A 12,543-nucleotide genomic window follows, 5' to 3' on the forward strand; every position below is an offset into this window, starting at 1 on the left:
TAGTAGTTCTACTACATTTAAGCCACATAAATCAAATTTTAACAAACATTACTTAATATTAATATAAATTTTACATTTTTTGGAATGATAATTGGCTATGGTTTTAAACACCATAAAATAAAATATTATGAAAAAGTTAATTTTGTTTGCCTTCGGAATAGGCTTAGTTGCAGCAAGCTGCGGATCAAAGGAACCGCAGATGAACTCAGAAAATAAAGATTCGATGAACGTTACAGCAGATACTTCTGCAAGACAAGATTCAATGCCAATGCAAAGTCCTGATACCGTAACAATGCCGACTGATACAGTAATGGCTCCGGTAAGATAAAAAATAAAACTTCAGGCAAAAAAATAAAATCTGCTGATAATTTCGGCAGATTTTTTATATTTGATTGACTAACCAATATATTTTAATTATGAAAAAAACAGGAATAGCATTGCTTTTAGGTTTAATAACTTTAGGAAGCTGCGCAGATAAAAAAGAAAACAGAGAAGAATATAAAGAAAATCAYAACAAAGATTCGTTGAGAAATATATCGGGAGAAACCGCTGCTGCGCATTCTGAAGCTACCTCGCCAGAAACAGATACCCCAAAAGATTTACGAGACACTGCCGCTTCGCCTACCGATTACAGCAGTAAAGAGAACAAACCAAACACTTCTGTGGGAGGTTCCAGATAAAAATAAAATCCGTAGAAAACTCTGCGGATTTTTATTTTTAAAAATTTTTGCAAATCAAATATCTTATTTTCATTAAAAAGAGAAAAATTATTTAACTTAATTATTACATTTGTATCCAACAAAAAAAATTCATGAAAAAAACAGCAATATTATCGTTCCTTTTCCTTGCAGCAATTGCATTTGCGCAGGGAATCAAGTTTGAAGAGGGAAATTTTAAAAGTATTCTGGCTAAAGCAAAAAAAGAAAATAAACTTGTTTTTATTGATGCTTATGCAGTTTGGTGTGGTCCGTGTAAATTAATGGTGAAAAACATTTTCCCTTTAAAACCGGTTGGTGATTACTACAACGCCAACTTCGTTAATGCAAAAATTGACATGGAAAAAGGTGAAGGTATTGATCTGGCAAAAAAATACAATGTAAAAGTATTCCCTACCTATCTTTTCATCAACGGTGACGGTGAAGAAGTTCACAGAACGATCGGCTATGTCGGATGGTGCAGCTTACAAGGTTTTCACAGAAAGAAAAGCTGACATTACAAAAATGCTTCCTGAGCAACAATATGCTGCAATGGATAAAAATGTAAAAGTGAATACTGTAATAGCAAAAGCTTACAATGCAACAACCAAAAAATTGGATGAAGCTTATTTCCTTACTGAAGCTCAAAAATTCATGACAAAAGATGAATCTGAAAACCTTCTGAAAAGAGTAAAAGCCAGTAGAGCTTTGAAAGATAAAGATATTGCAACTTATGAAAAGCTAACACTTGAACTTAATAAAGATGTTTCGGCTTTGAATGCAGATCAACTAAACTCTTTAGCTTGGAATTTCTTTGAAAATGTTACTACAAAATCTTCTCTTGAAACAGCCGTAAAATGGGCACAGGAATCTGTAAATAAAAAAGAAAGCTATGCCAATACAGATACTTTGGCAAACCTTTACAACAAAATCGGGGACAAGAAAAACGCAAAAATCTGGGCGCAAAAATCTGTTGAGCTTGGTAAAGCAGCAGGTGAAGATATTGCAAACACAGAAAAATTACTAAAGAGTCTTTAATCTTTAGTTTAAAATATAGAAAATCCGAAGAATGAATAGTTCTTCGGATTTTTTTATTTTGCCACGAATGCACGAATAATATTTTTACTCTAATTAAATAATTCGTGCATTCGTGGCATTTTTTTATTATGAATTATCAAAAATTAGTTGCATTAGTATTCAAACAAAACGCTTCCCCACGTAAAACCGCTTCCGAAAGCTGAAAGAAGCACTAAATCTCCTCTTTTTATTTTTCCTAATTCGATCGCTTCGCTTAAAGCGATAGGAATGGAAGCAGCCGTTGTGTTTCCGTATTTCTGAATATTATTATGGATTTTTTCATCCGGCAAACCAAATTTCTGTTGTACAAACTGTGCAATTCTCAGATTCGCCTGATGCGGGATAAACATATCGAGATCTTCAATGGTTTTTCCTGCTTTATCTAAAGCTTCCTTCATAGTTTCCGGAAATCTTGTTACGGCATGTTTGAAAACAAAATTTCCGTTCATAATCGGATAAACTTCTTTGTTGGTTACATTTTCAGGTTCTCTTCTCATCCTGTCGCTCCAGCCATATTTGGAACCCGGAAACAAGTTCCCGATTTGATAAAAGCATTCGCAACACTCATTGCATACACAAAACCTGAACATTGGTTTCTCACATCCAAAGCTCCGATCGTATCGCAACCCAGCATATCCTGAAGCAAAACTCCGCATCCCGGAAAATAATAATCCGGAGAAAGTGTGGCAAAAACAATATAATCGATATCTTTTGCCGTTAAATCCGCATTTTTTATTGCTTTTTCTGAAGCTTTGAAACCAAGAAATGCAGTCGTTTCCTGCGCATCATTTCTATTAACTCGGTGTCTTCTTTCTTTTATTCCGGTACGCTCGGTAATCCACTCATCATTGGTGGTCATTAGTTTTGCCAAATCATCATTGGTAACAACATGATCCGGAACATGAAATCCGATTCCTTTTATTGTACTTTTAATCATATCGATTTTTCTAATTTTGGTAAAGATAAAATTTATTTAATACATACAATTTCAATTTTTAGAGTAAATTTACTTTATGCCAATAGATACAATTTACAGAGATTCGGGATGTGAATGGATAGACGTTGAAGCGCCTACCGCAGAAGATATGAAATACCTTCACGAGCGTTATGAAATTAATAACCTTCTTCTTGAAGATACTTTAGATCCCAATCACTTACCAAAATATGAAGCAGACGGAAATGTAAAATTTTTCCTTTTGCGTGAAAGTACCGAGCTGGAAAGAAAAAACCTCAACAGCATCAGCGACATCAGTACCAAGATCGGGATCTTCCTTTTGGATGATACGATCATTACGGTTCACAGAATGAAAACCCAAAGCATCTCAGAAACAAAGAAACAGCTTTCGGCAGGTCATGAAAACTCTTCTCCTGAAAAAGTTGCACTGATGATCGCTCTGGTCATTATGAAAAGTTTTGATGATGAATCGCTGAGCTTATTTGAAACCATGGATAATATAGAGAATGAAATTTTTCTTAAAAATACCAATCACACCAATCAAATTCGCAGGTTGTACAGGCTGAAAAGAAAATCCGGTTTAAACTCAAGGGTTTTAACAATTTCTGCGGATGCTATTGATAAATTTAAACTGCTCAATCTTCCCGATTCAGAATTAACCGATTTAAAAGACAAACACAAAGATGTTGTTGCCGATTTTGACCACCTCAACATTCAGATTACCAACTTAATCTCCATGTTTCTGGCATTGTCTGACCAAAAAGCGAATCAGGTAATGAAAGTTCTGGCGATTTATTCGGTCTATTTTTTACCGATTACTTTTATTGCCGGTTTGTATGGAATGAATTTCGACAACATGCCTGAACTGCATACCAAACAAGGATATTTTTATACTTTAGGCGTGATGGGACTGATCGTTGTTATTACTTTTATTTATGCCAGAAGAAAGCAATGGTAGAGCTTCTCGCTGATTGAGCAGATGACGCAGATTTTTAATTTATAGATCTGCAAAACTCAGTTTAAAAAATATTAATTGGTTAAACGCAAAGAAGCAGGATTTTTTTTTAAAACTTAAAACTATTAAGGCCCGAGGATTTTATCAAGATAAAATTAATTAAAAAAAAATTTAATGAAAATAAATTATCACGCTGATTTAGCCGATTTTTCATTTATAAATCTGCAAAATCGGCTTAATCTGCGAGAGAAAAAAATAATATCACAAGAGATCACTTCGTCGCTATGCTCCTCGCGATGACAACAAAAAACACCAAACCAAACCATGAAATCCGAAATCCTCCAAAAAATTCTTGAAGAAAATATACTTTCTAAGGAATCTAAAGAAAAGCTGAAAGCACTGCATGAAAATATTTCCAAAAGAGAATTCTCTGACCTTCTGGATGCAGAAGGAAATCAATATGTAGAATTTGTACAGGAAGGTGGCGGAGTTTGGGGAAGCGCTTTAGTTGGTTATTTGTACGGGCTGGAAATTTTCGGGATCCGTTTTCTGAAAGTTGCCGGAACCAGCGCCGGAGCGATTAACACCATGCTTATTGCAGCCTGTAAAACCAAAGAAGAAGCCAAAAGCGAAGTCATTAAAGAAATACTTTTCAACTGGAATTTCGCCGATTTTATGGATGGAAAAAGCTATGTAAAAAGCACCATTCATGCGATACTCAACAACAAGAATTTCTTTAAAATCAATTTAATTATTACGATTGTTTTAACGGTCGGTTTGATAAGTTTACCGTTTATTCTTAATTCAGAAACGACAAGGGAAGCCAAACTGTATTTCCTGATTCCTTTGGYTCCTTTGATTATTTTAGTTTTAATCCTAAAAAAACTTTACCATAATTTTACAAAGAGCAACAGCGGACTAAACCCCGGAAATGTTTTTGAGAACACGATGAAAAATGTACTTCTGGATTTCGGAATTAAAACCGTCGCAGAGCTTAATAAAAAATTTATTCAAAAGGAATATGAGCTTAATCTGAATTACCGTTACGGCAACGGAATGGAATTTTACACCAATGCATTGAACGGGATTGAAGAAATTAAAATGAATCATCTGGAACATATTGACGAAACGCAATACAGGATTTTTTTTGAAAGCATCGAAAATAATGATTATTATAAAAACAATCCGTTTTATCAGTTGAAATCTGAATATATGGTTGTAACGACCGACATTAATGCCAAAATAAAAGTACAGCTTCCCATTATGGCAAATCTTTATTGGTCTGAAGAAGAACTGAAACACATCAGTCCGGCAGAATTTGTAAGGGCATCGATGTCTGTTCCTTTCTTTTTTGAGCCAATGCAAAAGCTGATCAACAAAGACGACGATTCTGTAAAATACGCCTGGAAATTCTGGATGAATACTCCGAAAGAAAACATTTACCCTGTAGGAATTTTTATTGATGGTGGAAGTATTTCCAATTTCCCGATCGATCTTTTTCACGTGACCGATATTTTCTATCCGAGACTTCCACTTTTTGGAGTACAGTTGACGAGCGACTCGACAATTAATGAAGAGAAAGGAAAAACGAGTCAACAAATCCTCAAAACACCGCTTTCCTACGCCGGAAATATTATTGAAACGCTGAAAGGTTTTAACGATAAATCTTTTCTTACCAAATATTCATTTTACAATTTGTACAGCATAAAAACTGTGAATTGCGGAACGAGCAGCTGGCTCAATTTCTTTATGAAAAGAGAAGAAAAAGAACAGCTTTTCAATGCCGGATTTGTTGCTGCTCTCGATTTCCTTAATCAGTTTGACTGGAAAGAATACAAACGAGAAAGAATGATGGTTGCGATGAAAGAGAAAAAGATTTTGAAGGAAGAGGATACGCCGACGGTGGGGTGAGTTTTTGGGTTGGAGAGTTTGAGGGTTTGAGGAAAAAACTTTCYAAAAAAAATCAGTAATTTGAGATTCCTCCTTCGTCGGAATGACAGATTTGGAAACTATTTTTCGTTTGTTATTCTAAATGAAGCAAAGCGAAATGAAGAATCTTTTCATCTAATAAAAATCTTTTTAATTAAACAGAATTTTTAGTTAATAAAATTCAAAATACAGCAAAAATATCTTTTTATTATTGGAATTTTAGTGACTCTTATATTTCTGGCGGAAGATCGTTTCGTAAAAGATTGTTATGACGTAATTTCTAAAGAAGAAGCTGAAAAAAGAATTGATAAAGTTTTGAATCGATTATAAAATGAAAACAAAAAAACTGTATAAATATTTGCTGGTTATTGGAGGTTCAATGATTCCATTTTCAATAATCATGCTTATTTTCGGAATATCGATGTTTACCGCACGCGGAAATTTTTCCAGTGTTGTTATTCAGCTTGCACAATTCTGTTTTATCTTCTGGAAAATAATTTTCGCGCTGGGAATTATTCTCTTGATTGCAGGATTTATAATTAGAAAAAGGAAAGTTTAATTAAAAACTACTCTTTCCTCCACATCGGATCGTGCTTCAAAATTGCCTCATTCACCGCACAATCTTCTGCATGAGCGCCTTTTAAATAACCAATGCTCATCAAAAATTCATTTACAATTTCACCACCTGTAAATTTGAATGTTTTTTTGAATAGCTTCATCCATTCCGGTAAAGTTTTAGGATGATGAGATTCGAGCCATTTTTCGAAAGAACCAAATTCTTTCTGCAATTCTATAATTGTTTTGGCATTTTCGATCGCTGCGTTTACTTTTAATTTATTTCTAATAATTCCGGGATCGTTTAATAACCTTTCACGGTCTTCTTCATTGTAAGCTGCAACTTTTTGGATATTAAAATTGTCGTAAGCATTTCTGAAACCTTCCTCTTTCTTTAAAATAGTTTCCCAACTTAGTCCTGCCTGATTGATTTCCATGATTAGTCTTCCAAACAACTCATTATCATCATGGATCGGAAAACCGTAATGATTGTCGTGGTAATTTTTATGCAGTTCTTTTCTGCTTTCTGGCTGCATTCTTTCTATGACTGAACAATAACTCATCAAATAAATTTTGTCTAAAGTTAATACAAACTGCTGACAACTGTTTGTCAGTAGCTTTATTTTTTATGTTCTTACGTAAATTTTTAATCTGAAGATTTTCTTTTGCATTAAAATAATCGCTGCCAAGAAAAATTAACAGACATCAGCAGTGCAGAATGGATTGCGAAAATCAAATAATTTCCCTTTATTTTTTTATGATTTTAATTTGTTTTTTGAATATGATAAAATATTAATATAAAAAAATATTCCTTTTTTGTAAATTTATATTAATAAAAAATCAAATCATATCATGAAAAACTCAATTCTTCTATTTTTTGTATGTACATTTTTAAGCTTCGGAAATCTTGCAAAAGCCCAGAAAATATCTGATGGCGAAACTGCAGACGTAAACGGAATGAAAGTAAGCTTTAATATCACCAACAAAGAAAGTATTCAGGTTGGCGGAAAAAATTTTGACCGCTACAAAATCTCTGCTTCGGTGAAAAATACGTCTGATAAATCTTACAATATAAGACTCAGCTCTTACCCGCAAATTGTAATGGAAACCGGAATCGTAGAACTCAATTGTGTAAATGCAACAGGAGCAAAGCTCACCTCAAAAAAGATTCAGCTTAAAATGAAAACCCAGCTGATCAATGTATCTTACTCCGCTTACGACAAATCGGGAAAAATGGTGACCAATATTTTGCCAGTTATCGGCAGCTATTATTTTGATGCAGGAGATACCATCAATGAAAATGCTATTTTTATTGTTCCGCAGGGCGAAAAACCAGAGGTTAATGTAAGAAGTCTGAGATAATTCTTATTGATAAAATACAATAATCATAAAAAAACACCCCTGAAGTTCAGAGGTGTTTTTTTATATAATACGTTGATATTAATTATAATTCAAGGAAACTGTGTGCTACAGCAACTTCTTTAGTTCCGCTTCCTTCAACTGTATCTGTTTCGGCAACTTCACCATCGATGTAGATCGATACAATCAGTTTAGAATCTGTATTCAAAAGATTGGCATTTGCTGCAAAATTTAACTGAGACTGGCTGGAATTCACAAAAAACTCACCGCTTGACCAAGTTAAACCAGGAGAATCGAATATTGTTTCCTGTTTTGTTCCTACCTGAGTAACAATAGTCTTGAAAGCACTTACAGGAGGTGTAGGAGCTGTACCGCCATTAATAATTTTTGCTTCAAACTGTACCAAGTGATCTTGAAACTCGTCTTCGTCGTCATCATTTTTACAAGAATTAAAAACAGAAGCTACTGAAAGTAATATCACTGCTAAAAATGAAAGTCTAAGTAAATTTTTTGATTTGTAAAATTGCTTCATTTCTCCAAATAGATTTTTTAATGTTTCAAATATAGGTTTTTTATCAATATAAAAATAACTTTCATGAAAATTTTCCAATAAAGATTTCTAAATAATATCAAATCAATAAAAGACTGAAGCTGCATCAGACAAAGAAAAGTTGCACATCATTAGATGATCTTAAAATTTTTTCCGGCTTCAAAAATAAACGAATATGATTATCTTTGCCATATGAATTTAGATTACATCGTAAGAGAACCCGAATATATCAGTCCCGTCACTCCCATTCTTTTCATGCTTCACGGCTACGGCAGCAATGAGCAGGATCTTTTCAGCTTCAGAGAAAGCCTTCCTGCAGACTGGATTATTGTGAGTTTCAGAGCTCCGAAACCTACCCAGTTTGAAGGATATTCTTGGTTTGATATCGACTTCAACAATCCTGAAAAGTTTATAGATACCGATCAGGCAAAAGATGTATTATCAAGTGTTTTAGAAAACATCATGGCGATTACCAACAAATATGGCCTCACTAAAAACAAAACACATCTTTGCGGATTTAGCCAGGGCGGAATTTTGTGCTACAGCTTAGCTTTACAATATCCTGATCTTTTCAATTATGTTGCCTGTTTAAGCAGCTATCCTGAAGAAAAACTGCTTACCGATATTGTAAAAGATAAAAAGAAATTAGAAAACCTTCGCTTCTTTGTCTCTCATGGTACAGATGACGCCATCATCCCGATGGAATGGGGACGGAAAGCTGCAGATCTTCTGTATGATCTGAGTTGTTATTTCACCTTCAGAGAATATATGAGCGGTCATGGTGTCAATCAAAAAAATTATATCGATCTGATGGAGTTTTTCTCAAAATAACCCATTTATATTTTCAAAATATCAAACATTCTTATTAAAGAATGTTTTTTTTGTGCCGTATGATATAATTTACTAAATTCAGTTTATGAAATTCAGGATTTTAATATCAATTTTACTGTTGAGCATTTTCGTTAATGCGCAAAACAATTTTGAGATTAAAAATGGAAGTAAAGTAGTGATCCCTTTTAAGCTGATTAATAATTTAATCTTTATTCCGATCAACATCAATGGAGCCGAACTCACTTTTCTGCTTGATACCGGTGTTGCAGAAAATACAATTTTCAGTCTTGAAGACAAAGAGATAAAGCTAAGTGCGATGGAAAAAACGAGGTTTTCCGGGCTTGGCGGAAATAAGAGTATTGAAGGTTTCAAATCTGATCTTAATACCGGAAAAATTGGTAAAAATTTCGTCAATGATTCTTTAAAGCTTTACATTATTCAGGATGAGGAATTCAATATTTCTTCACACATCGGGATCCCGGTGAACGGATTTATCGGGTATCATTTTTTTAAAGATCATCCGGTTATCATAGATTACACCTCAAAAAAAATCACTGTTTATAAAGACCGTGCGCTTTTTGAAAAAAAGATTAAAAAATTTGATGAATTTTCTATTTCTGTTGAGAAAAGCAAGCCCTATATTTTTGCTGATGTAGAAATGACAAAGACCAAAAAAGCTTCAAAATTACTGATCGACTTAGGGAATAGCGACGCAATATGGCTTTTTCCTACCCTTATAAAAGATTTCGTATACAACAGACCCAATATTGAAGACTATCTCGGAAGAGGTTTTAATGGTGATATTTTTGGAAAAAGAAGCAGGATACATGGTTTTTATCTGGGTGATTTTAAATTTGACAAACCTTTAACGGCAATGCCGGATGAATTTTCTATTCAGCATATGAATCTGGCTGAGGACAGAAAAGGTTCCGTCGGAGGTGAGATCATGCGCAGATTTACAGTAGCTTTTGATTATCCTAACGGGAAATTATATCTTAGAAAAAATAGAAATTACGAGGATCCTTTTCATTTTAATATGAGCGGACTCGATTTTAAGCAGGACGGTCTTCAGTGGGAAAAAGATTATTTAACTTTTAAAACCCAAAATGAAAAATCATCATCGGGAGAAATTCAAGCTTTTAATAGTAATCTGCAATACAAGTTTATTTTAAAACCTTTATTTTCGCTTGCCGGAGTTCGAAAAGATTCTCCCGCTTACAAAGCAGGACTGAAAAAAGATGATCAGCTAATCACTATCAACGGAAGAAAAACTTCAGATATGACACTAAATAAAATAATGGAAATGATGAAATCTGAGGAAGGAAAAACAATCAATATGACTGTAGACCGAAAAGGCCAGGAGCTGAAATTTTCTTTCACATTAGAAGACCCAATTCCCTACCAAGATTAATATGGAAACAAAAGAAACCACTTTAGATAAAATAAGAAACCGCCCGAGATTTAAAATGTACACCCATCTCAGCAAAGAAAACTATGCCGAAAACCTAAAAAAATATCTGCTTGAGCATAAAAACGAATTTACCGGGAATGTAAATACCGAAGTTGCCACAATTTCTGTTTTAACTAAAGACGACAATTACTGGAAGCCATGTCTTGCTCTGAGGACAGAAATTGATGAAGAAGTCACTGTAATAAGAGGAGTTTTCGGTCCAAGTTCTGCGGTATGGACATTTTTTATGTTCCTGTATTTTTTGTTTACTATTTCGTGGATGACTTTTTTCACCATGTACTACGTAGAAAACCAGATCAACAGCCACGAATATCCATGGGCTTTGAATGCTTCATTTTTAATGCTTATTTTTATTGCGGTCACTTACGCAGCGGCAAGATTCGGGCAGCATAAAGCGAAAAACGAAATGAAAAAACTCCGCAAATTTGCGGAGGAATCTACTTTAAAATTTGAAAAAATAGTTTAATTTTCTGAAACCTCTGTTTCCTCAAGGGCAGCTTGAGATGCTTTTGCGGCTTTGATGGAGTCTGCCACTTTCTCACGATTGGTTTGCTCGGAAATCATTTTTTCTACGTTTGGCTGAATGAGTTTCGTCATTTCTTCAACAGAAATATTGTTGGCATTCGGATCATTGAGAAGATGTCTCCAGGGTTTTCTTTTTCCCCAAGGATAATCTCCGAAAACCATGACTGGTGTACCTTTCGCTTTTGTAGTTGCACCACCCGGATTTAAGATCCATGTATCTGCATAATTGTATAGCCAGACTGCATCTTTCATCAGCAACCTCAGACAAGAATGGGACGCAGGATAACCGGGAAGATCGTACTGATGCCATCCTATTCCGTGTGTGTTGTGAATATTGAAGTTATAAGGAAGTTTCCATTCGCTTTTTACAGTGGAAATTGCCAGTTTCTTTTTCCAGTTGGCAAACATTAAACCTCTGTCTGTCTGAGCAGATTTTTTGCCCATACTTGTAGGTCCCCATTTTACTAAAGTTCCGTTTGAATAAACTCCGTAAGCCTGAATTGGATATGAAAATATCACAAATTTTTTCACGTCGCTCAACACATCCAACTGCATCGGGAACGGTGAGTACGCCATTAAAGTGGTGTCTATTTTTGCAGGTACTACCAAAGTATCAGAATTCCATTTACTTTTAGAATCTAACCTGTTTAATGCTAAAATTGCATATCGCTCTCTTTCAGAATATTTTTTACTGAAAACCGCATACAGAGAATCTCTCAGCTTTTTATTTTTCGGTATCGCAAAAGCATTGTAAAAGCCGTTTTCCTGCATCATTGGCGGAGCAGACTCCTCTACCGGTTTTGTTTTGATAGAATTAGGGTCTGAAGTATTTTTTGCAATCTCTTCTGAGGTAGGATTTTGTTGTTTGTTTTGATCGATTGCTTCCTCTTTTTTACAGGAAATAATAAATAATGCAAAAAACAGGGTGTAAAGTATTGATTTTTTTAAAGTTATTTTTTTCATAAATATAATAATTCATCAGTCGGGTTTAGACTTACAAATATCAGACCTAAATTTTTCAAAACTCAAGCCGTTTAATTCTACAAGTCTTGATTAAATCTACAAAAAATTTCATTTGATAAATAAATTATATGCCTTTAATAATTCCTTATTATTTGCTTTTTTTAATTCTAAAATATCGTTACATCATTTAATATAAAAAAGCCAGCAGCATTAATTGCTACTGGCTTATCATTAAGTTATGTATTGATTAATAATTTAATATCTTATCTTTTTATAAACTTAAATGTTTTAACATCATCTTTGGTAAATACCTGAATTAAGTAAACACCCTGAACTAATGAATGAACATTGATGCTTCTCTCATCTTTCGATAATGTTTTCTCGGTAACTTTTCTACCATCTGCTGCAAAAATTGCCAATTTGGTAATTTTCTCCTCTCCGCTTATGTTAAGGACATCCATTACCGGGTTAGGATAAATCTGCATCTGTGATGATTTCGTTACGTTTGCCACACCTAATGATGCATTGAATGCAAGTACTGCCAATGAAGCTGTAGACTCACAAACTCCCACTGTCTGAGTTGCATAATAAGTCGTGTTATTTACAATCGGTGTGGTCATCGGTAAACTTCCTGTATGGTTTGCAGCATCTAAAGCAGAAGCGTACCATTTAATATTC

14 protein-coding genes and 1 pseudogene are annotated in these 12,543 nt (G+C 34.2%); 10 read left to right on the forward strand and 5 right to left on the reverse strand.

Annotated elements, in window-relative coordinates; genetic code table 11:
• Window positions 1-127: 127 nt before the first annotated feature.
• The 4 genes from AB4Y90_RS10140 (at window position 128) to AB4Y90_RS10155 (ending at window position 1,733) form a co-directional block, all read left to right on the forward strand.
• On the forward strand, window positions 128-328 hold the full coding sequence (locus AB4Y90_RS10140) for a cytochrome C551 (RefSeq protein WP_441557379.1): 201 nt from the start codon (window positions 128-130) through the stop codon (window positions 326-328).
• Window positions 329-416: 88 nt separating this feature from the next.
• On the forward strand, window positions 417-680 hold the full coding sequence (locus tag AB4Y90_RS10145; protein ID WP_441557381.1) for a hypothetical protein: 264 nt from the start codon (window positions 417-419) through the stop codon (window positions 678-680).
• Between the two features lie 131 nt (window positions 681-811).
• Window positions 812-1,210, forward strand: coding sequence for a thioredoxin family protein (locus AB4Y90_RS10150; protein WP_441557382.1), 399 nt, complete (start codon window positions 812-814; stop codon window positions 1,208-1,210).
• Window positions 1,164-1,733 carry a hypothetical protein gene (locus AB4Y90_RS10155; RefSeq protein ID WP_441557383.1) on the forward strand — a complete coding sequence of 190 codons (570 nt, stop codon included), beginning with the start codon at window positions 1,164-1,166 and terminating at the stop codon, window positions 1,731-1,733. The genes AB4Y90_RS10150 and AB4Y90_RS10155 overlap by 47 nt, the downstream gene beginning before the upstream one ends.
• A gap of 152 nt (window positions 1,734-1,885) precedes the next feature.
• On the opposite strand, the pseudogene AB4Y90_RS10160 reads toward AB4Y90_RS10155, so the two are convergent.
• Window positions 1,886-2,709 (reverse strand): annotated as a pseudogene (locus AB4Y90_RS10160) (3-oxoacyl-ACP synthase III family protein).
• 76 nt (window positions 2,710-2,785) lie between these two features.
• On the opposite strand from AB4Y90_RS10160, the gene AB4Y90_RS10165 reads away from it, so the two are divergent.
• Window positions 2,786-3,685, forward strand: coding sequence for a magnesium transporter CorA family protein (locus AB4Y90_RS10165; protein ID WP_441557385.1), 900 nt, complete (start codon window positions 2,786-2,788; stop codon window positions 3,683-3,685).
• 321 nt (window positions 3,686-4,006) lie between these two features.
• Window positions 4,007-5,593, forward strand: a complete 1,587-nt coding sequence (locus AB4Y90_RS10170) for a patatin-like phospholipase family protein (protein WP_441557387.1) — start codon at window positions 4,007-4,009, stop codon at window positions 5,591-5,593.
• A 584-nt stretch (window positions 5,594-6,177) separates the two neighbouring features.
• On the opposite strand, the gene AB4Y90_RS10175 is transcribed toward AB4Y90_RS10170, so the two are convergent.
• Entirely contained in the window at window positions 6,178-6,729 is a 552-nt protein-coding gene (locus AB4Y90_RS10175) for a DNA-3-methyladenine glycosylase I (RefSeq protein ID WP_441557389.1), read from the reverse strand.
• A 289-nt stretch (window positions 6,730-7,018) separates the two neighbouring features.
• On the opposite strand from AB4Y90_RS10175, the gene AB4Y90_RS10180 reads away from it, so the two are divergent.
• The gene (locus AB4Y90_RS10180) at window positions 7,019-7,528 is read left to right on the forward strand and encodes a hypothetical protein (RefSeq protein WP_441557390.1); all 510 of its coding nucleotides are present in this window, start codon (window positions 7,019-7,021) and stop codon (window positions 7,526-7,528) included.
• Between the two features lie 82 nt (window positions 7,529-7,610).
• Here the strand turns inward: AB4Y90_RS10180 and AB4Y90_RS10185 are convergent, their stop codons facing one another.
• A complete protein-coding gene (locus tag AB4Y90_RS10185; protein ID WP_441557392.1) occupies window positions 7,611-8,057 on the reverse strand; it encodes a hypothetical protein in 447 nt (148 codons plus the stop codon).
• 210 nt (window positions 8,058-8,267) lie between these two features.
• Between AB4Y90_RS10185 and AB4Y90_RS10190 the strand changes: the two genes are divergently transcribed.
• The 3 genes from AB4Y90_RS10190 to AB4Y90_RS10200 all read left to right on the forward strand — a co-directional run bounded on the left by AB4Y90_RS10190 (window position 8,268) and on the right by AB4Y90_RS10200 (window position 10,843).
• Window positions 8,268-8,906, forward strand: coding sequence for an alpha/beta hydrolase (locus AB4Y90_RS10190; protein WP_441557400.1), 639 nt, complete (start codon window positions 8,268-8,270; stop codon window positions 8,904-8,906).
• Window positions 8,907-8,991: 85 nt separating this feature from the next.
• Entirely contained in the window at window positions 8,992-10,317 is a 1,326-nt protein-coding gene (locus tag AB4Y90_RS10195) for a PDZ domain-containing protein (RefSeq protein ID WP_441557394.1), read from the forward strand.
• A gap of 1 nt (window position 10,318) precedes the next feature.
• Window positions 10,319-10,843: a hypothetical protein gene (locus tag AB4Y90_RS10200; RefSeq protein ID WP_441557395.1), complete on the forward strand. Its 525-nt coding sequence runs from the start codon at window positions 10,319-10,321 to the stop codon at window positions 10,841-10,843.
• Here the strand turns inward: AB4Y90_RS10200 and AB4Y90_RS10205 are convergent.
• The gene (locus AB4Y90_RS10205) at window positions 10,840-11,865 is read right to left on the reverse strand and encodes a L,D-transpeptidase (protein WP_441557397.1); all 1,026 of its coding nucleotides are present in this window, start codon (window positions 11,863-11,865) and stop codon (window positions 10,840-10,842) included. The two genes, AB4Y90_RS10200 and AB4Y90_RS10205, sit on opposite strands and share 4 nt — an antisense overlap.
• A 263-nt stretch (window positions 11,866-12,128) precedes the next feature.
• Window positions 12,129-12,543, reverse strand: a 415-nt coding sequence (locus AB4Y90_RS10210; protein WP_441557398.1) for a T9SS type A sorting domain-containing protein, incomplete at its 5' end; no start/stop codon positions are given.

The organism is Chryseobacterium sp. 2TAF14 (assembly GCF_052115105.1).
Classification (GTDB): Bacteria; Bacteroidota; Bacteroidia; order Flavobacteriales; family Weeksellaceae; genus Chryseobacterium.